This is a genomic window from Herbidospora sp. RD11066, assembly GCF_054661255.1.
Window position 1 is genome coordinate 216,459 of record NZ_BAAGDO010000002.1, and the last position, 18,782, is coordinate 235,240.

Annotated in this window: 18 protein-coding genes; 4 read left to right on the plus strand and 14 right to left on the minus strand. The window is 71.2% G+C overall.

The window, feature by feature from the left end; genetic code table 11:
* Window position 1: 1 nt before the first annotated feature.
* Window positions 2–496, minus strand: coding sequence for a hypothetical protein (locus ACYQ78_RS07405; protein WP_459799973.1), 495 nt, complete (start codon window positions 494–496; stop codon window positions 2–4).
* Entirely contained in the window at window positions 493–1,779 is a 1,287-nt protein-coding gene (locus tag ACYQ78_RS07410; protein ID WP_459799974.1) for an aromatic ring-hydroxylating dioxygenase subunit alpha, read from the minus strand. Before ACYQ78_RS07410 ends, ACYQ78_RS07405 begins: the two co-directional genes overlap by 4 nt.
* Window positions 1,780–1,909: 130 nt before the next feature.
* Here ACYQ78_RS07410 and ACYQ78_RS07415 point away from each other — a divergent pair, with 130 nt between their 5' ends.
* Window positions 1,910–2,320 (plus strand): hypothetical protein, encoded by a 411-nt coding sequence (locus ACYQ78_RS07415; protein WP_459799975.1) that lies wholly within the window; start codon window positions 1,910–1,912, stop codon window positions 2,318–2,320.
* Here ACYQ78_RS07415 and ACYQ78_RS07420 read toward each other — a convergent pair.
* The 5 genes from ACYQ78_RS07420 to ACYQ78_RS07440 form a co-directional block, all read right to left on the minus strand.
* Window positions 2,314–3,936, minus strand: coding sequence for a serine/threonine-protein kinase (locus tag ACYQ78_RS07420; RefSeq protein WP_459799976.1), 1,623 nt, complete (start codon window positions 3,934–3,936; stop codon window positions 2,314–2,316). The genes ACYQ78_RS07415 and ACYQ78_RS07420 overlap by 7 nt on opposite strands.
* Before the next feature lie 24 nt (window positions 3,937–3,960).
* Complete coding sequence (locus ACYQ78_RS07425; RefSeq protein WP_459799977.1) at window positions 3,961–4,782, minus strand: ABC transporter permease; 822 nt, start codon at window positions 4,780–4,782, stop codon at window positions 3,961–3,963.
* Window positions 4,779–5,510, minus strand: coding sequence for an ABC transporter ATP-binding protein (locus ACYQ78_RS07430; protein WP_459799978.1), 732 nt, complete (start codon window positions 5,508–5,510; stop codon window positions 4,779–4,781). Before ACYQ78_RS07430 ends, ACYQ78_RS07425 begins: the two co-directional genes overlap by 4 nt.
* Before the next feature lie 126 nt (window positions 5,511–5,636).
* Window positions 5,637–6,773, minus strand: a complete 1,137-nt coding sequence (locus ACYQ78_RS07435) for an MFS transporter (protein ID WP_459799979.1) — start codon at window positions 6,771–6,773, stop codon at window positions 5,637–5,639.
* Window positions 6,770–7,756 carry a PLP-dependent cysteine synthase family protein gene (locus tag ACYQ78_RS07440; RefSeq protein ID WP_459799980.1) on the minus strand — a complete coding sequence of 329 codons (987 nt, stop codon included), beginning with the start codon at window positions 7,754–7,756 and terminating at the stop codon, window positions 6,770–6,772. The genes ACYQ78_RS07435 and ACYQ78_RS07440 overlap by 4 nt, the downstream gene beginning before the upstream one ends.
* A gap of 106 nt (window positions 7,757–7,862) precedes the next feature.
* On the opposite strand from ACYQ78_RS07440, the gene ACYQ78_RS07445 reads away from it, so the two are divergent.
* A complete protein-coding gene (locus ACYQ78_RS07445) occupies window positions 7,863–9,191 on the plus strand; it encodes an aminotransferase class V-fold PLP-dependent enzyme (protein ID WP_459799981.1) in 1,329 nt (442 codons plus the stop codon).
* Here ACYQ78_RS07445 and ACYQ78_RS07450 read toward each other — a convergent pair.
* Complete coding sequence (locus ACYQ78_RS07450) at window positions 9,113–10,477, minus strand: tetratricopeptide repeat protein (protein WP_459799982.1); 1,365 nt, start codon at window positions 10,475–10,477, stop codon at window positions 9,113–9,115. The genes ACYQ78_RS07445 and ACYQ78_RS07450 overlap by 79 nt on opposite strands.
* A 57-nt stretch (window positions 10,478–10,534) precedes the next feature.
* Window positions 10,535–12,040, minus strand: coding sequence for a carboxylesterase/lipase family protein (locus ACYQ78_RS07455; RefSeq protein WP_459799983.1), 1,506 nt, complete (start codon window positions 12,038–12,040; stop codon window positions 10,535–10,537).
* 127 nt (window positions 12,041–12,167) lie between these two features.
* Between ACYQ78_RS07455 and ACYQ78_RS07460 the strand changes: the two genes are divergently transcribed.
* Entirely contained in the window at window positions 12,168–12,725 is a 558-nt protein-coding gene (locus ACYQ78_RS07460; protein WP_459800739.1) for a transcriptional regulator, read from the plus strand.
* Window positions 12,722–13,984: a PEP/pyruvate-binding domain-containing protein gene (locus ACYQ78_RS07465; RefSeq protein WP_459799984.1), complete on the plus strand. Its 1,263-nt coding sequence runs from the start codon at window positions 12,722–12,724 to the stop codon at window positions 13,982–13,984. The genes ACYQ78_RS07460 and ACYQ78_RS07465 overlap by 4 nt, the downstream gene beginning before the upstream one ends.
* On the opposite strand, the gene ACYQ78_RS07470 is transcribed toward ACYQ78_RS07465, so the two are convergent.
* From ACYQ78_RS07470 to ACYQ78_RS07490, 5 genes are all read right to left on the minus strand, one after another.
* Entirely contained in the window at window positions 13,944–14,753 is an 810-nt protein-coding gene (locus tag ACYQ78_RS07470; protein ID WP_459799985.1) for a class I SAM-dependent methyltransferase, read from the minus strand. The genes ACYQ78_RS07465 and ACYQ78_RS07470 overlap by 41 nt on opposite strands.
* Complete coding sequence (locus ACYQ78_RS07475; RefSeq protein WP_459799986.1) at window positions 14,750–15,877, minus strand: AI-2E family transporter; 1,128 nt, start codon at window positions 15,875–15,877, stop codon at window positions 14,750–14,752. Before ACYQ78_RS07475 ends, ACYQ78_RS07470 begins: the two co-directional genes overlap by 4 nt.
* A 61-nt stretch (window positions 15,878–15,938) precedes the next feature.
* Window positions 15,939–16,736, minus strand: coding sequence for an intradiol ring-cleavage dioxygenase (locus ACYQ78_RS07480; RefSeq protein ID WP_459799987.1), 798 nt, complete (start codon window positions 16,734–16,736; stop codon window positions 15,939–15,941).
* A 76-nt stretch (window positions 16,737–16,812) separates the two neighbouring features.
* Window positions 16,813–18,411 carry a monocarboxylate uptake permease MctP gene (gene mctP / locus ACYQ78_RS07485; protein WP_459799988.1) on the minus strand — a complete coding sequence of 533 codons (1,599 nt, stop codon included), beginning with the start codon at window positions 18,409–18,411 and terminating at the stop codon, window positions 16,813–16,815.
* Entirely contained in the window at window positions 18,408–18,614 is a 207-nt protein-coding gene (locus ACYQ78_RS07490) for a DUF3311 domain-containing protein (protein WP_459799989.1), read from the minus strand. Before ACYQ78_RS07490 ends, mctP begins: the two co-directional genes overlap by 4 nt.
* Between the last annotated feature and the right edge of the window lie 168 nt (window positions 18,615–18,782).

The following is an 18,782-nucleotide window of genomic DNA, read 5'->3' on the forward strand; positions in this document are numbered from 1 at the left end:
GTCACGCCCTCAACGCCGTCAGAATCTCGACGACGTCGTCGTCGTCCTCGGTCACCAGCAGGACCCGGGCGTGCGGGCGCAGTGCCGCCACGGCCAGGCGCGTGTCGTGCCCCTCGGCCAGGACCAGCCCGGCGGTCATGATCCCGGACACGGTGCAGGCGTCGCCGATGGCCGAGGCCACCGCCGCGCCGTCGTTGGCGGTGGCGACCATGACGACGGAGTCGACCCCGGTCAGTTCGTCGCTCAGCCACGTGTCCACGCCCTCGACCGATCGCAGCACCACGTCGGCGACCTCACCCGGTGCGGGGGCGGCGCCGGTGTAGAAGCGCGCGGTGTGCCACGGGAAGTCCGACGCGCGCCGCACGACCTCCGCCGCCGCCGGGTCGAGCGCCACCACCCGGGTCGCGCGGGCGGGCACGAGCGGGGCGTCGATGCGGAACCGGGCCTCGGCCGCCGTGGCGGCGCGGGCGCAACTGCTGAGCAGGATGGGTTTCACACCGACGCCTGGGGGACACCCGGCATGACCGTCACCGCGTCGCGGCAGGCCTCCAGGAACGACTCCTCCTTGGGCAGCACGACCGCGGCCGACCGCACCCGGTGGTGCGCGGGGTCGACGCCCGGCGGGGTCACCCCCTGGTCGCGCAGCGCGATGGCCGCCTTGCGCAGCTTCTGCCGTGCCTTGATGATGCCGCTGTCGGCCGCGACCAGGCGTTCCTTGGTCCGGTCGACGATCGGGCCCATGCTCTCCTGCAATGAGGAGTCCTGGATGGCGATGCCCTTGATGCCCGAGTAATCTTCGCCGCGCTTCTGCGCCTCGCGGTCCATCAGGTAGTCGTTGTCCTTGTTGCGGACCGGCCGGTACGTCCCGGGGATGTTCTCGCTGTGCACGCCGAAGCCGTCTTCCATCGCCTGCCGTTCCGCGCCGGTCAGCGCCCGCACGGGGTGGTAGTCGAAGGTGTAGACCCAGCAGTTCTCGTCGTCGATCGGCACCCAGAAGTGGCCGTGCACGGGGTGGTCGCCGCGCGGCGGCACCATCGTGAAGCTCGGCATGATCCAGGGCGTGATGCGCCAGTAGTACTCACCGTCGTCGGCGTTGCGCCGGGCGCCCACGAACAGCCCGCCGTCGGCCTCGGCGACCTCGAAGAACGGCTTCAGGTCGGCCATGTTGTAGCGGTTGCCGCGCGCCCCCTTGAACAGCGGGTCGGTCTTCAGCGAGCCCGAGTGCAGCCAGGAGACGTGACTGGAGTCGATGCCGCCCTCCAGCGCCTGCAACCAGTTGCACTCCTGCCACCGCTTCGAGGTGAACGTCTGCTCGGCGGGCACCTGTGTGAACTCGAACTCGGGCAACCCTGGCTGCTCGGCGGGGTCTCCCATGTACGTCCAGAGAATGTCCCCCACCTTGACCAGCGGATAGGCGGTGAGCTTGACGTTCCTGCAGAAGTTGCCGTTCTCCGGCTCCGACGGCACCTCGAGGCACTGCCCCGTCACGTCGTACTTCCAGCCGTGGTAGCTGCACCGCAGCCCGCCCTGCTCGTTGCGGCCGAACCAGAGAGAGGCCCCCCGGTGCGCGCAGAACTCGTCGATCAGCCCGTAACGGCCCTCGCTGTCGCGGAAGGCGATCAGGCGCTCGGAGAGGATCTTCACCCGCACGGGCGCGCAGTCGTCCTCGGGGAGTTCCTCCGCGAGGAGCGCCGGCACCCAGTAACGCCGGAACAGGCTCCCCATCGGAGTGCCCCGCCCGGTCTGCGTCAGTAGCTCGTTGAGCTCCCTTCTGAGCATCGGCCGTCCTTCCTCTCACGAGCACGTCATCAAGTAAGAGCTAATCATCAGACCATTCGACAATTTACGCAAGACACCGACCAAGCCGGTCGCAAGGTCGCTCCAAGTGGTGATCCCTACCGTCGTGACCATGAGGAAGACACTGATCACCCTGGGACTGGCCGCTCTCGCCCTCGTGGCACCGGCCCCGGCGCAGGCCGCCGCGGGCATCCACTGGGGCCCCGTCGAGTCGACGAACGGCCGCGTCGCCGCCGACGTGTGGATCACGCCGTTCAAGGCCCAGACCTTCGTCGTGTACGGAAAACTGCGCGACAAGGCCCCCGGCTACTGCGCCTACATCCGGACGCGGTTCCACTACACGGGCGGCGGCACTGGCTGGAGCCGGGCGAAGACGACGTGCTCGACGGCGTCGTTCCGGCAGAGCTCGGACGGCTCGATCAAGCGTGCCGACGTGAAGGTCTGCCTGTACCGGGCGAAGACCATCTCACGCTGCTACACCGAGAAGATCACGCCCGAGATCATCGCGAACTGGCCTCAGTAGGCGCTGAAGTAGGACCCGTCGCCCGACTTGCCGGGCACCGCGCCCACACACCGGAAGTAGTGGTCACCCTTCGCGAACGCCTCTTTCGTCGGCGGCAGGATGTCGGGTGACCACCGGTCGGCCGTCACCTTCACCGCCGCCCCCTGACGGGACGCCAGCAACGTCCGCATCGAGCAGAGCTTCACGATCGTGGGGTGCTTGACCAGCTTGTTGGCGTCCCACGTGAGGGCGTCGGTCGGCAGCGGCGCGATCGCGTAGGTCTCCCAGGCGTGCTGTGCCTCGCAGCCCACGCGGGGCGCGGTGACCGACCCCTGGAGGCTGAGGATGCTCTCCCAGCACTCGGGCTCCTGCACGCACGCGGCACCCTTGACCACCTTGGCGGCCGCGCAGTTGTCCGTGTACGTCGCCACACCCGCCCCCACCGCCGCCGGGGCGGCACCGCCCTCGGCCGCGTTGACCTGCAACGGCCCGTCGGTGACGGTCTCGGTGGCCGCCTGGCCCTCGATCACGTAGTAGGCCACGCCGCCGCCCAGTAAAAGGGCGAAGAACACCGCGGCGATGATGAACCCGACCGGCGAGGTCCGCCGCGCGGGCGGGGGAACCGGCGGGCGGTAGGCGGGCCGCTGCCCCGGGTGGGTGGGCGCGTAGTGCTGCACCGGCCCGTGGTGCGGGCTGACCGTGGCGGGCCCCCCGACACGTACATCTTGGAAGGGAGGCCGCAGGGGCGGCGGCTGGTAGGGCGGCGGCGCGGGCACCGGCGGCACCGGCCGCGCGGCGGTCGCGTTGCCGTCGAGGTCGAGCGCGGCCAGCGCGTCGCGGAGCTCGGCGGCGGTCTGGGTGCGCTGCGTGGGGTCGGTGACCAGGGCGTGCCGCAGCACGTCGAGCAGCCCCTGCGGAACGCCGGGGACGTCGGGCACCGGCTGCCGGTGCAGCGCCATGATGACCGCGATGTTGGCCACGCCGTTGGCCGGGAACCGGGGCGGCCGCCCGTTGAGCAGCGCGTAGAAGGTCGCGGCCAGCGAGTAGACGTCGCCCTGGGCGGTCGGCTCGACCAGCTCGAACGCCTCCGGCGGCGCGTAGGCCGGGGTGAGCGACTCGCGGGTCACCGACAGCTCGGCGCCCTCGCCCTTGGACGGCATCGTCGCCAGCCCGAAGTCGGAGAGGGCGACGTGGCCGTAGGCGTTGATGAGGATGTTGGCGGGCTTGATGTCCCGGTGGAGCACCCCGTTGGCGTGGGCGGCGGCCACGGCATCGGAGATCTTGATCCCGATGTCGCGCACCTCACGTACGGAATAGGGCCCCTGGTTCTTCAGCCGGTCGGCGAGCGACCCGCCGGGACACAGCTCCAGCACCATGAACGGGCGCCCGTCGCCCAGGACGCCGGCGTCGTAGACGTCGGCGACGTTGGGGTGTCCCGACAGGGCCCCGGCCGAGGTGACCTCGCGCATGAAGCGCCGCCGGTCACGGTCGTTGACCAGGACCCGATTGTCGATCTTCAGCGCGACCTCACGGCCGACGGCGAGCTGCCGGGCCCGGTACACGATCCCGAACCCGCCCTGGCCGAGGATGCCGCTCACCTCGTAGCCCTGGACGAGCGGGGCGCTCGCCTCACTCATGACCCCGGACATTACCGTAGAAAGTCACTCTCCGAATCGGGACAACCGCCCTTTGGACCGGGCGTGCCGCAGCGTCGCGGAGTAGAGCCACAGCGCCACCCCGACGTAGACGACGTCGAGCCCCATCGCGAGCGCGAGGGTGTCCCACGGAACCGGGGCGCCGCCGAGCACCGCCCGCATCCCCTCGAAGACGTGCGTGGCGGGCACCGCGGAGGCCAGCCACTGGAGCACCTCGGGGAGCACCGAAACGGGGTAGAACACCCCCGCGATCGGCTGGAACACGAACACCAGGCTCCACGCGATGACCTGCGCGCCCTCGCCGAACCGCAGCACGGCGGAGATCGCCACCAGGGCCAGCGCCCACCCGAGCACGAGCAGCACCGCCATGAACGGGATCAGCCCGATGCCGATGGTGAACAGCCCGAACCCGTAGAGGACGTAGGCGAGCATCGTCATGACCGCCAGACCGCCGGCGATCTTGATCAGCGAGAACAGGATCAGCCCGGTGACGTACTCGCCCGGGGTGACCGGGGTGACGTGCAGGTTGATGAGGTTGCGGCTCCAGACGTCCTCGAGGAAGCCGATCGACACCTCGTTCGACGCCCGGTGGAGCACCTGCCACAGGAGCACGGCGCCCAGCAGCATCGACACCACGAAGGGCACCTTGTTGGCCTGGAGGAAGAGGGTGACGTACCCCCATACCACCAGCTCGATCACCGGCCAGAACAGGATCTCGAACACCCGCACCGGACTGCGCCGCATCGCCGCGAGGTCCCGGTAGACCACTCCGGCGATCCGCCGCCACCGGGCGTTGGCGCTGTGCGGCTCGAACGCGATGGCCGTCACGCCGGCACCCCCTCACGCGCGACCTTGAGGAACACCTCTTCGAGATCGACGACCCCGAAGTCGGAGGCCAGCGACGCCGCCGACCCGCTGGCCACGATCCGCCCGGCGGACAGGAAGTGGATGGTGTCGCACATCCGCTCGACCTCCCGCATGTTGTGGGACGTGATCAGCAGCGCCTTCCCCGTCTCCCGAGCCACCCCCACGAGCAGCGCCCGGATCCGCTCACCCGCGTCGGGGTCGAGAGCGGCCGTGGGCTCGTCGAGGATCAGCAGTTCGGGGTCGTTGAGCAGCGCCTTGGCGAGCTGGATGCGGGTGTGCTGCCCTGAGGACAGGTCGGCCGTCCGCCGCTTGAGCAGCGGCCCGATCTCCAGCAGCTCGGTGACGTCGTCGACCCGCTTGCGCGGATCCCGCAGGCCGTAGAGCCGCGCGAACGAGTTGAGCACCTCCCGGACGTGCAGCACCCCCGGCAGCCCGAGATAACTGGCCGAGAAGTTGACCCGGCTCAGCACCTCGGTCCGGTGGCGCTGGAGGTCGAGCCCGAACATCGTGACGCCGCCGGAGTCGGGGGTGACGAGCCCGAGCAGCATGTGGAGGGTGGTGGACTTACCGGCCCCGTTGGGCCCGAGGAGTCCGGTGATCTCGCCCTGCCCGACGGTGAGACTGACCCCGTTCACGGCATGGACCGCCCCGAACCTCTTGGTCAGGGATTGGGCTTCAAGGATGGCCACCGGGCCACGATCCGTTGCAGAACCACCCCGCCGCAACGCATTTTCGCCGCCGTCGGCTTTCCCGCCGCCGCGCGGAGAAGAGCTCTTTTTCTTTACGGCTCCCGCCGCCCCTTCCACCGACCGACCTCACGACGTGGCCGCCACCGGAGTGGTGAGCCCCCCGCGTTCCAGCAGGTGGACGCCCGCCGCGCACCCCAGCCCGAGCAGCGCCAGCGCCGCCCAGACGGCGGTCCCGCCCACCAGCGCCCCCACGCCCAGGTTCCCCAGCGCGATCCCGACCCCCGCGATCGAGTTGTGGAGCCCGTAGTGGGTGGCGACCAGGCGCCCCCCGGACAGCGCCACCACCGTGTCCATCTCGAACGGGAACGCCAGTGCCGTCCCCACCCCGAGCAGGGCCGCGCACACCAGGACCGGCCCGATCCCCGTGGAGACCGTCAGGGGCACGAAGGAGAGCCCCATAAGGGCCAGCCCCGACGTGATCGCCTGCGCCGGGGTGAACCGGCGGCGGGCCCAGGCGGTGATCCACATCTGACCGGCGACGGCCACCCCGCCCGACACCACGAACAGCGACGCCACCGCGCCCGTCGACCCGAGCGTCAGCGGCAGGGCCAGGTAGACCTGGAACGACATCACGTACGACCCCGCCATGGCGGTCGAGAACAGCACGAACGGCCGGTTCGTCAGCACGCTCCGCCAGTCGCCCGTCGTCGGCCTCCCGGTTCCCGGGCACTCCGGCAGCGCGACCACCTGGAGCACGGTGAGCAGCGCGAACACCCCGGCCGCCACCGCGCACACCCACCGGAAGTCGAAGGCCATCAGCCCGAGCCCGATCAGCGGGCCCAGCAGGATCCCCGCCTGGTAGGCCACGTTGAACCGGGCGAACGCCTCCACCCGCCGCTCCCCGGCCGCGTGGGCGAGATAGGCGCGTACGGCCGGATTGAACAGCGCCCCCGCGAACCCGGTCAGCACCGACGCGAGCAGCAGCACCGGCAGCGACGCCGCGAAGCCGAGCAGCGCGAACCCGAAGGTCCGCAGCAGGCACCCGGCGATGATGACGGGGCGGTAGCCCAGGCGGTCGGCGAGGGCCCCGCCGAGCAGGAACAGCCCCTGCTGGCTGAGGTTGCGCACCCCGAGCACGAGCCCGACCGTCCAGGCGGCGAAGCCGAGCCCGCCCGACAGATGCCCGGCCAGGTAGGGCATGAGCATGTAGAACGCCACGTTGATGGTGAACTGGTTGACCATCAGCAGCCGGACGGGGCTCACCGCGTCACCATCCGCGTCCACCGGGTGACCTCGTCGGGTGTCTTGATCTCGTCGGGTTCGTCGGCGGGCGGCCGGTCGAGGAGGCCGTGGCGGGCGCAGTAGGCGTCGTCGTAGATCGTGGCGTGGTAGCGGGCCGGGCCGTCCGGGAAGATCGCGACGATCCGGGTGCCGGGGGGCGTCGTGCGGCCCAGCCACGACGCGACGACGGTGACGGCGCCGACGCTCCAGCCGCCGGTGGTGAAGTGGGTGGCGGCCAGGGTGCGGCAGGCCCAGACCGCCTCGTGGGGCGCCACCCAGTGGATCTCGTCGAACTCCTCGTGGGCGACGTTGCGCGGGTGGATGCTGCTGCCCAGGCCGCGCATCAGCCGGGGCCGCGCGGGCAGGCCGAAGATCGTCGACCCGATCGAGTCGACCCCGACCAGGCTCACCCGCGGATCGAGCGCCTTGATCACCCCGGCCGAATGGCCTCCGGTGCCCACGCTGCACACCAGCACGTCGACCCGCCCGAGCTGCTCGACCAGTTCACCGGCCAGACCTGCGTAGGCCTCGACGTTGTCCGGGTTGTCGTACTGGTTCGGGCAGTAGGCCCCCGGATGCGCGGCCATCAGCGAACGCACCCGGTCGAGCCGGGCACGCTGCCAGCCTCCGGCCGGATGCGGCTCCGGTACCGTCTCGATCCGCACGCCGTAGGCGGTGAGCAGGCGGTGGACGAGTGGCTCCATGCCGGGATCGGTCACCACGGTCACCGGATGGCCGTACACGATCCCGGCCAGCGCCAGGCCGAGCCCGAACGTGCCCGACGTCGACTCCACGATCATCGCGCCGGGCGCGAGGTCGCCCCGGGCGCGGGCCCGCTCGACGATGTGCAGGGCGGCCCTGTCCTTGAGACCGCCGGGGTTCACCCCTTCGAGCTTGGCCCAGAAAGGGCCGAACGGCTCGCCGATCAGGCACACCGGGGTGCCGCCCACCAGGTGAGAAGCCATGGTCACCCAACGTAACAGGCCGACGACACGCCGCTCCGGATGCCGTCGCGGGTGTCGCGACCGGCGGATAATCGATCGCCCCCCTCATGCCGATCAAGGAGGGGCCGTGACCCTGTCACGCCGCGCGATGCTCACCGGCCTGCCGCTGTCGGTCCTGTCGATCCGGTCGATCCAGGCGGCCCCCGCCACCGCCCTCGCCCGGCCGTCCGGGAACGAGTCGTACTGGCAGGGTGTCGCCCGGCAGTTCCGGGTCAGCCCCGACTTCGTCAACCTGGAGAACGGCTACTTCGGGAGCATGCCCGAGCCCGTGCGGCTGGCCTACCACGCCTACGCCGACCTGCTCAACGCCGAGAACAGCCGCCTGCTGCGCACCCAGTACCGGCAGAAGGCGGACGACATCGCCGCCCGCGTCGCCGGACTCCTCGGCGTGACGAAAGAGGAGATCGCCTTCACCAGGGGCGGCACCGAGGCGCTCCAGAACCTCATCACCGGCTACCGCGGCCTGACCCCGGGCGACGCGGTCATGTACGCCGACCTCGACTTCCACACCGGCCAGTCGGCCCTGCGCTGGCTCGCCGCCCGGCACGGCGCCCGCGTCGAACGCCTGGTCATCCCCGAACCGGCCACCCGCGAGGCCGTGCTCGACACCTACGCCGCCGCGCTGGAGACACCGCGCCTCAAGCTGCTCCTGCTGAGCCACATGAACAACATCACCGGCCTGGTCGTCCCGGTGCGGGAGATCGTCGCGATGGCCCGCGAGAAGGGCGTCGACGTGATCGTCGACGCCGCCCACTCCTGGGGCCACCTCGACTTCACCCTGCCCGACCTCGGCGCCGACTTCGGCGTGTTCTCCCTGCACAAGTGGATGGGCGCCCCGCTCGGCAGCGGCTTCCTCTACATCCGCAAGGAGCGCCTGAACGCCATCGACCCCGTCTTCGGCGACGAGTCACAGAAGGCCGACATCCGCTCCCGCGTCCACTCCGGCACGATGGACGTCGCCCCGATCCTGAGCGTCGGCGCCGCCCTCGACTTCCACGAGACCCTCGGCGCCCCGGTGAAGGAGGCCCGCCTGCGCCACCTGCGCGACCGCTGGGTCGGCCAGGTCCGCGACCTGCCGATCGAGATCCTCACCCCCGACGACCCGTCGATGTACGGCGGCATGACCGCCTTCCGCCTCAGCGGCCGCACGTCGGAGGCCGACAACACCGCGATCGTCGACCACCTCTACGACCGTCACCGCATCTTCACGGTCCGCCGGGGCGGCCTCGCGAAGGGCGACTGCGTCCGCGTCACCCCGGCCCTGTTCACCACGACCGCCGACGTCGACCGCCTCGCCGCCGCCCTGCGGGAGTTGACTCAGGGGGTCGGCAGGTCGTCGAGGGCCATCCGGGCCTCGGCCGCGACGTCGTGGCCCGAGTCGGCCGCGACCTGGTAGGCCGCCCGCGCCGCCTCGATGTCGTCGAGGTTCTCGTAACAGATGCCCAGGTAGTAGGCGGCTTTCGGGGCGAAGTGGGGGTGGCCGGAACCGACGGCGAACAGCAGGGCCGCCTCCTCGCCCGCGCTGTCGTCGAGGGAGCCGAGCATCACGCCGAGGTTGAACGCCGCCCACGGCGCCTGCGCCGGATGCCCCGAGTCGATGGCCGCCTGGTAGGCCGCCCGCGCCCCCTCGTGATCACCCTGCTCGTCGAGGACGTACCCGAGGTTGTAGGCCGCCTGCGGGCTGTGCTCGGCGTGCCCCGCCTCGACCGCGCGCCGGTAGGCGGCGATCTCGCCCGCGACGTCGCCCATGTCGCCGAGCAGCACGCCCAGGTTGTACGCCGCCATCACCGACCGATCGGGATCGCCCAGGTCGATGGCGCCCTGGAACGCCGCCCGCGCCCCCTCATGGTCGCCCTGCTCGACCAGCAGGAACCCCAGATTGTTGCCCGCCGCCGACGCGTGACGTACATGACCGGAATCGACGGCCAGCCGGTAGGCGGCCCGCGCCGCCGGGACGTCGCCCAGCTCCCGGTAGACGATGCCGAGGTTGTACGCCGCCATCGGCGCGTAGTCGGCGTGACCCGAGTCGATCGCGCGCCGGTAGGCGGCGATCTCGCCCGCGACGTCGCCCAGGTCACCGAGCAGCACGCCCAGGCTGACATACGCGTTGGGGGTCTCGTCGGGATGGCCGGAGTCGATGGCGGCCTGGTAGGCGGCGCGCGCCGCGTCGAACTCCAGCGCGTCGTAGAGGAGTTCGGCCAGCCGCATCGCGGCGTCGGGAGCGTGGTCGGGATGGCCCGACTCCATGGCCACCCGGTAGGCGGCCCGCAGTCCGTCGGCGCAGCGCTCGTCGGTTGTGCCGGGCCTGGTCGCGGCCAGCACCGCCTCGTCGAGGATCTCGTCGAGGACGTCGGGCGTCAGCGCGAGCAGATCGTCGTCGGTGAGGCCGTCGAGATAGACCAGCCCCGGCCTGCCGTCGGAGAACGGCAGGCCGTCTTCGACCATCGCGGCCAGCGCCCGGCCGGACGCCGGAAGCAGCACCGGGGTGTCGGCCGGAAGGGTCGCGCGGATCGCCTCGAACAGGTCGTGGGCCGCGCCCGGCCCCGAGACCAGCACGAACGGGTAGGTCGGCTCGTCGACGTCGAGCGCGGCACGGATCGCGCCGTCGTCGGACGCGGAGGAGTGGGCGGTGCCCGCGGCGCCGAAGTGGGCGTGGCCCAGTTGCTCCAGACGGGGAAGCATGAGAACCCTCCAGGGATCGGCGCCGAATGGTGCGGGGGTCATGCCTCCACCGGGAGATTAGCCGCGATCCGTCAACGGCAGCGGCGGGAACCGGTATTCCCGCCACAAAGCCCGGGAGACCTCCTCCGGGTAGGCGCCCACCGTCGAGGGCGTGTCGAAGATCCTGGTGAGCCGCCGATCGGGGTCGTAGGCGGGCCAGCCCGGGTCGCCGTGCGCGGCGAAGGCCGTCCACGCCTCCCGGATCTCCGCGGACAGCTCGGCCGCCTCCGGGGAGGGCGGGTCGCCGATCAGCATGGCGGTCTGCCCGCTGCCCAGGTTGCCGAAGACGAGCGGCACGTCCAGCCCGTGGCAGGAGCCGAGCGCGCCGCCCATGCCCGGGGCGGCCCAGGTCAGCTCGTAGAGGTGGGCCCGCCCGCCGCCCGCCACCTGCGCGTCGGCCAGCAGGACGCTCGGCATCCGGAACAGCCAGTCGGCGTTGACCAGCTCGTACACCTCCTCGTCGGAGGCGTCCGGGAACGCCTCGCGGTAGGCGGTGCCGGGGGCGAGGGCGTGCAGGGCGGCCTCGGTCTGCTCGCGGGTGACCTGGCCGAGCACGCCGTCGATCAGGCTGAACAGCCGGTGTTCGTCCCGGGTGTGCCCGACGAGGAGCTCGACGTCCCGGGCGGCGCCGCCGGCCAGCGCGGCCCACGGGGTCGCCGGCAGCACGTCGCCGTCGACGACGGGCGCGTACGGGATCGGCCGGTGGGTGATCCGACCCCAGCGCTCCCGCCACTGATCCATCTTGGCGAAGACCGCGTCACCGGCGACGGGCAGCAGTTCGGGGTCCACCGTCGACAGCCCGGCCACGGTGGGCTCGACCCCGAGTTCGGCCGCGAAGGCGGCGGCGAGGTCGGCGGCCAGCTCGGGGGAGAAGAACGTCCCCGGCACGCTCTGTGCGACCGCCCGGTGGAACAGTCCGGCGGCGCGCGGCATCGCGAGCAGCGCGGCGACCGACCCGCCGCCCGCCGACTGCCCGAAGACCGTGACCCGGCCGGGGTCACCGCCGAACGCCCCGATGTTGTCCCGCACCCACTCCAGCGCCGCGACCTGGTCGAGCAGCCCCCGGTTGGCCGGAGCCCCCTCGATCTGCGCGAACCCCTCGATCCCGAGCCGGTAGTTGAGCGTCACGACCACGGTCCCGCTCGCGGCCAGGTGGGCGCCGTCGTAGTCGGGCAGGCCGGAGTGGCCCATGGCGTAACCACCGCCGGGGATCCACACCATCACCGGCAGCCCGGCGTCCCGGTCCAGTGAGGGCGTCCAGACGTTGACCGTCAGCCAGTCGTCCCCGGTGGTGCTCGACGTGGTGGCGAGCACGGCCGACTGGGGAGGCGGCGGCCCGTAGGCGAGGGCCGGGCGCACGCCGTCCCAGCTCCGCACCGGCCGCGGCGCGCCGAACCGCAGCGCGCCGACCGGCGGTTCGGCGAACGGGACGCCGCGGAAGACCGCCAGTCCCGACTCGCGGTCACCACGAAGGGTTCCGGCCGTCGTGCGGACCTCGGGCGGGGACGTGCTGGATGCGGACATGGCGATGTTCTTCCTCTCGTGTGCCTGTGCGGCCGAGCATCCTCGCGGGCGAGATCGGGCGGCAATCCATTTAGGGCCACTTCGGATGTTCTCATCATCTGGATGGTGGGAGTATTCTCTGGTGCCCATGGAGATGCTGGTGCTCAACACGCTGCGCTGCATGGGCTTCACCACCCTGCCGCGGCTGGCGCAGGCGACCGGGCGCGGCGAGTCCGACGTCCAGTCGGAGCTGATCGACCTGGCCGTGGCCGGGCTGGTGATCTACGAACCGGGCTATTTCGGCGGCTGGGGCGTCACCCCGGCCGGAAAGACCGAGCACGCCGCCCGCGTCGCCGCCGAACTCGACGCCGCCGGTGCCCGGCCCGCCGTGACCGAGGCCCTCGACCGGTTCCTCCCGCTGAACACCGAACTGCTCGACCTCTGCACGGCGTGGCAGACGGGCACGGCCGGCGACGCCCGCGTCCTCTCCCTGCTGGCCGACCTCGACCGCCGCGCCGACACGGTCCTCGCCACCCTGGCGCGGGCGCTGTCCAGGTTCGCCGGATACCGCCCGAGACTCACCGAGGCGCTGACCAGGGCCAACGCGGGGGAGCGGGAGTTCGTCACCGACGACATGGCGTCCTACCACGTCATCTGGTTCCAGCTTCACGAAGACCTGCTGGTCACGCTGGGCATCCCGCGATGAGGTGGATCCACCCGCTCACCTCGGAGGCGCCGGTCGAGCTCCTCGGAGGCAAGGCCCACGGCCTCGTCGTGCTGGGCCGCCTCGGTCTGCCCGTACCGCCCGGCTTCGTCATCGGCACCGACGCCTGCCGCGCCTATCTGCGCGACCGCTGCCTTCCCCCCGGCCTCGCGGAGGAGCTCTCCACCGCCGTGGCGGGCCTTCCCGCAGACAGGGTCTCGGTACGATCCGGCGCGAGCGTCTCGATGCCCGGCATGATGACCACCCTCCTCGACCTCCCTGCTTCTCCGTTGCCGGAGGCGGTGGTCGAGGTCTTCGAGTCGTGGCACACCCCCCGGGCCAGGACCTACCGCGACCTCCACGGCATCCCCCACGACCTGGGCACCGCCGTGATCGTTCAGACCATGGTGTACGGAGACCGCGACCCCCACAGCGGCACCGGCGTGGCCTTCACCCGCGATCCGTCGACGGGCGCCCCGGCTCCGTCCGGCGACGTCCTGTTCGCCCGCCGGGGCGACGCGGTCGTCTCCGGCCGGGAACATCCGTGGGGCCTCCACGACCTGGCCGCCCGCGAACCCGAGGTGTGGGCCGACCTGACTCATGCGATGGCGCGCGTCGAGGCGCACTACCGCGACGCCTGCTACCTGGAGTTCACCTACGAGAGCGGCAGGCTGTGGCTCCTCCAGGTCCGACCGGGCCGCTTCACCGGCACCGCCGCCATCCGCGTCGCGACCGACCTGGCCGACGAGGGCCTCATCGACCGCGCCGAAGCGCTCCGGAGGGTGACCCCCGACGACCTCCGGCAGATACGCACTCCCCGCATCGCCCACCCCGCCGACGTCCTGGCCCGGGGCCTGGGCGCCTGCCCCGGCGTGGCGACGGGACGCATCGCCACCAGCTCGGAGGCGGCCGTCCGCATGGCGGCGGAGGGTCCGGTCATCCTGGTCCGCCCGGAGACCTCCCCGCTCGACCTGCGCGGCATCGCCGCCGCCACCGGCATCGTCACCGCGAGGGGCGGCCCGGCCAGCCACGCGGCGGTGGTCGCCCGCGCGATGCGCAAACCCGCCGTGGTCGGCGTCGCGGGCCTGACCGTGGCGCCCGGCTCCATCCAGGTGGGCGCCCGAGTCCTCGAGGAAGGCGACGTCCTCAGCCTCGACGGCACCGGCGGCGAGATCGTCGCCGGCGAGGTCGCCGTCACGACCTCACCGGCCGAGGCTCACGTCAACCGGTTCCTCGAATGGGCGGCCTGCGCCAGATTCTGAGTTCGGTGTCCGGTAGCCGTTCGGCGAAGTCTCCGTCCGCTGACAGCAGGGCGCGCAGGTCGCGTTCGAAGTCGGCCAGGCGGTCGCCGAACAGGTGGGGGGCGGAGTCGGAGCGGGAGAACGTCCACGCCACCAGGTCGTCGGTGGTGCGGGCGATCAGGTCTCCGGCCGGGACCACGTGGCGTTCGAAGTCCACGAACCCGGCCCGTGCCAGGACGAGATCCTCCCGCCCCGGTGTGCCGTTCACGAGCACGCCCTGGCCCGCCCGCCGCACCGGCCCGAGGTAGCGCCGCACCAGCTCACCGATCCGCTCGTACTGCGGCCGCGGCACGTCTTTCACGTTGCCCACCTGCACGAACGCGCCCCCGGGAGGCAGCATCCGCAGCACGGCGGCGGCGACGGCGTCGCGGTCCACCCAGTGGAACGACTGGGCGAAGATGACGGCCTGGAACCCTCCCAGGTCGCCCGGCAGGTCCTCGGCGCGGCCGGGGACCCAGCGGACGTTGGTCACGCCGCGGCGGGCCGCCTGGCGGGCGGCCTCGGCCAGCATGTCGTCGTCGGGGTCGAGGCCGATCACCTCAGCGGCGAACGGGGCCATGGCGAGGGCCACCGTCCCCGGGCCGCAGCCGACGTCGAGCAGGCGGCTACCGGCGTCCAGGCCGAGAAGGGCGGCCAGGCGTTCGGGGTAGCCGGGGGCGTAGGGGAGCCGGCCGCGCTGGTAGTGGGCGGCGGCTCCCCGGAAGAGCGTGTCGTCCCACTCCCAGCTCATGCCACTGCGGGCTTCGGCGGAACCGGAGCGGGCGCGGGCGGAGGTGGAGGCGGGGCAGGGGGTGACGCGGGCGGGCCGGAGTCGGGGGAGCGGCCCTGGGCGTTGCGGATCAGGGCCACGATCACCGAGGTCACCGGGGCCGCCAGGAACGCGCCGATGATGCCCGCGACGACGCTGCCGACCGTCAGGGCGAGCAGGATCACCGCGCCCGGCAGGTCGAGCGCCTTCCCGTAGATCATCGGGGCCAGCACGTGGCCTTCGAGCTGCTGCACGAGGATCGTCACCGCGATCACGATCACCGCCACGATCCAGCCCTTGGCCACGAAGGCGACCACCGCTGCCAGCAGCCCGGCGAACAGGGCACCGATGACCGGCAGGAACGCCCCCACGAACGTCAGCACCGCCAGCGGCAGGGCGATCGGGACCCCCATGATCCACAGCGCCATGCCGATGAAGAACGCGTCGACGAAGCCGACCGCCGCGACGCCCCGGACGTAGCGCCCGACCACGTCGAACACGATCCGGCTCGTCGTCATGATGTGCGCGCGGCTGCCGCGCGGCGACAGGTCGGCCACCCACCTGACCAGCTGGTCGCCGCCGTGCACGAGGTAGACGGCCAGGATCAGCGCCAGCACCGCGCCGACCATGATCTCGCCGATGGTCTGCAGGCCCGTCCACGCGCCGGAGGCGATCTCCTGGCCGCGGTCGGTCACCCACTTCTGGCCCTCCTGGACCAGCACCTGGATGCGCGCCTCGTCGAAGCCGAACCCGGCCGCCGTGACCTGGAGGTCGGTGATCACCTTGCCGACGCTGTTGCTGAGCTCGGCGAAGCCGTCGATCGTCGGCGGCACGAGCAGCGCGATGAACCCCGCCAGCACGGCCAGCACCCCGACGAAGGCGAGCAGCGTCGACAGCGTCCGGTTCAGCCCCCATTGTCGCAGTCTGCGCGCCGGGGGCATCATCAGCGCGGTGATGAAGATCGCGAACACGACGCTGATCGCGACGGCTCTGACCTGGTAGACGATCCACAGGATGACCGCCGTCAGGGCGATCAGGATCAGGATCCGTCCCGCCGTCGCACTGGCCCTGCGCAGGCCGTCCCCCGTTGGCGCCGGATCTGTCATCGGCGTTCCCCTCCCGCTGCGTTCGGTGCCCGCCGATGATCCCACCGATGGAGGGGAGGGGCTACACGCCGTCGTGGTCGGGGTCGACGTTGAAGGTGATCGCGCCCTGGTAGCCGTCGGCGGCCGCGACGGTCTTCATGACCATGCCGCTCCGGAAGATCGAGTCGTTCTCGTTGCGGGTGTCCCGCTCACCCCGTCCCGTGTACGGCTCCGCCGCCATGACCACGTCGTTCAGGGCCTCGTCGAACATCATCTGGGTGGTGAGGGTCCGGTCCTGCCCCACGTGGACCATGGCATGGATGTGCACGGTACGACCCCGGTACCACCCCGGCCAGATCGTGGTGAACGTGACGATCCCCTCAGCGTTGGTCACCTGCGCCCCGCGCAGATAGCGGTGGTCATCGGTGGGCACCAGATCGCCCGTGCCCCCGCCGCCGGGTCGTCCCGCCGACTGCGATTCGGCGCCCGAGTAGTTGCCGCCCGCGTCGCAGTGCCAGATCTCCACCACCGCGTCCTTCAGCGGCTCGCACGTCTCGCTGTCGCGCACCCGGATCGCCACGTCGAGCCGCTTCCCCGGCCGATCTTCGCGGATGTCCGACCGGATCTTGTCCGCGTCGAAGTAGTAGGGCCCCTGGGTGGTGGAGGCGGTCAGGGTACACGTACCGGAGGATTCGAAGAGTGCCGTCAGGTCACCGGAAGCGGCCTGGGGAGTGATGGTCGCCGTTGATCCGGTGGAGGTCGTCACCGGGGTGGAGCCGCCCGATCCGCACGCCGCGAGCAGCGCGCCCAGGCCGATCGAACCCACCCCGGCGATCATCGTGCGCCGGCTGACCCGTTTGCCTTCGTCGTGGTCTGTCATGACGTTCACGCTAGGAAGCACGGATGAAGACCACGTGAGAACCGCCTTTGAATCTACGATGTAAAGGCGCCGTAAGTTAAGGGGTCGGAGCCACCTCCAGGTCCTCCTTCACCTGAGGGTCACCGGCGTCGGCGGTGTAGTCGGAGGGCGCGGTGCCGTCCACGCCGTCGGCCGACCCGAGACGCCGGGCCAGCAGCGTCGCCACGACGGCGACGACCAGGTTGACCAGCAGCGCCAGGAACCCCGCGTAGATCGTCATCGACGTGTCGAAGCCGAGCTTGCCCAGCGGGAACGCCGAGCCGCCGAAGTGGGCGTGGCCGTTGGCCGGGTTCGAGATGTTGTAGAGCAGCACCATCCCGGCCGTCATCCCGGCCGCCCAGCCCGCGATCAGCCCCACGCGGTGGAACCAGCGGGTGAACAGGCCCAGCGCCACCGACGGCAGCGTCTGCAGGATGATCACCCCGCCGATGAGCTGGAGGTCGATCGAGAACTGCGGGTCGATCAGCAGGATGCACAGCACCGCGCCGACCTTCACGACGAGCGAGGTCAGCTTGCTGACCCTGGCCTCCTGCGCGTCGGTGGCGTCCCTGCGGAGGTACTCCTTGTAGATGTTCCTGGTGAACAGGTTCGCCGCCGCGATCGACATGATCGCCGCCGGCACCAGCGCGCCGATGCCGATGGCCGCGAACGCGACCCCGGTGAACCAGTCGGGGAACATCTGGTCGAACAGCTGCGGCACGACCGTGTTCACGTCGGTCCCGATCGGGGTGACCCCGGCCGCGATGGCCATGTAGCCGAGCAGCGCGATCAGCCCCAGCAGGAGGCTGTAGGCGGGCAGCGCCGACATGTTCCGCTTGATCACGTCGCGCGACCGCGACGCCAGCACCCCGGTCACGCTGTGCGGATAGAGGAACAGCGCCAGCGCCGAGCCGAGCGCCAGGGTGATGTACTGCAGCTGGTTGTTGGCGTTGAGCAGGATCCCGTCACCGGGCGCGGGCGTCGCGGCGAACTTGGCCTCGGCCGCGTCGAAGATCGACCCGAACCCGCCCAGCCGCGCCGGGATGTAGATCACCGCGACGAGGATCACGACGTAGATGAGGATGTCCTTCACGAACGCGATCAGCGCCGGAGCCCTCAGGCCACTCTGGTAGGTGTACGCCGCCAGGATCGCGAACGCGATGATCAGCGGCAGGTCCCCGGTCACCCCCATCGTCTTCAGCACGGCCTCGATGCCGATGAGCTGCAACGCGATGTACGGCATCGTCGCCACGATCCCCGTGACGGCGACCAGCAGCGCCAGGGTCGGCGACCCGAAACGTACCCGCACGAAATCGGCCGGTGTGACCAGCCCGTGCACGTGCGACACCGACCACAGCCGGACCAGCACCAGCATGACCAGCGGATAGACGATGACCGTGTAGGGAACCGCGAAGAACCCCATCGCCCCGGCCCCGAACAGCAGCGCGGGCACCGCCACGAAGGTGTACGCGGTGTAGAGGTCGCCACCCACCAGGAACCAGGTGATCCACGACCCGAAGTTGCGCCCGCCCAGCCCCCACTCGTTGAGCGAGGCCAGGTTGTCGGCCCGCCGCCACCGCGAGGCCACGAAGCCCATGCCGCTGACCAGCAGGAACAGCGCCGTGAAGACGACGATCTCGGTGATGTGCTCGTTCATCGGCGGGTCACCCGGTAGACGATCAGGGTCGCCGCCACGCTGACCAGGATGAAGACGAGCTGGAGCCAGTAGAACAGCGGGATGCCGAGCAGCCGGGGTTCCTCATGGTTGAACAGCAGCGGGACGAGCGGGATGACGACGGCGGGCAGCAACACCCAGTTCCACGGGCTGCGGTCCGATCTGGGGGAGCGTGGTTCCGTCAACGGACTCTCCTTCCGACAAGTTGTCGATTGGAGCGTAAAGTGACCCGTGTCACACCGGTAGATCACCGGGGGAGCTCCCGTCGACAAGCGGCAGACTGGGCGCGCCGAGCGGTCACCCGCCCCCCGACGGAACGGACACGCCGAGTCGCCGCCTGCCCACGCATTTGC

Bases quoted from the DNA above. Each gene is read 5' to 3' on its own strand.
- ACYQ78_RS07410 (WP_459799974.1), bottom strand. From the start codon at position 1,779: ATGCTCAGAAGGGAGCTCAACGAGCTACTGACGCAGACCGGGCGGGGC.
- ACYQ78_RS07440 (WP_459799980.1), bottom strand. From the start codon at position 7,756: ATGGCTTCTCACCTGGTGGGCGGCACCCCGGTGTGCCTGATCGGCGAG.
- ACYQ78_RS07465 (WP_459799984.1), top strand. From the start codon at position 12,722: ATGAGGTGGATCCACCCGCTCACCTCGGAGGCGCCGGTCGAGCTCCTC.
- ACYQ78_RS07455 (WP_459799983.1), bottom strand. From the start codon at position 12,040: ATGTCCGCATCCAGCACGTCCCCGCCCGAGGTCCGCACGACGGCCGGA.
- ACYQ78_RS07475 (WP_459799986.1), bottom strand. From the start codon at position 15,877: ATGACAGATCCGGCGCCAACGGGGGACGGCCTGCGCAGGGCCAGTGCG.
- ACYQ78_RS07480 (WP_459799987.1), bottom strand. From the start codon at position 16,736: ATGACAGACCACGACGAAGGCAAACGGGTCAGCCGGCGCACGATGATC.
- ACYQ78_RS07460 (WP_459800739.1), top strand. From the start codon at position 12,168: ATGGAGATGCTGGTGCTCAACACGCTGCGCTGCATGGGCTTCACCACC.
- ACYQ78_RS07450 (WP_459799982.1), bottom strand. From the start codon at position 10,477: ATGCTTCCCCGTCTGGAGCAACTGGGCCACGCCCACTTCGGCGCCGCG.
- ACYQ78_RS07470 (WP_459799985.1), bottom strand. From the start codon at position 14,753: ATGAGCTGGGAGTGGGACGACACGCTCTTCCGGGGAGCCGCCGCCCAC.
- ACYQ78_RS07420 (WP_459799976.1), bottom strand. From the start codon at position 3,936: ATGAGTGAGGCGAGCGCCCCGCTCGTCCAGGGCTACGAGGTGAGCGGC.
- ACYQ78_RS07415 (WP_459799975.1), top strand. From the start codon at position 1,910: ATGAGGAAGACACTGATCACCCTGGGACTGGCCGCTCTCGCCCTCGTG.
- mctP (WP_459799988.1), bottom strand. From the start codon at position 18,411: ATGAACGAGCACATCACCGAGATCGTCGTCTTCACGGCGCTGTTCCTG.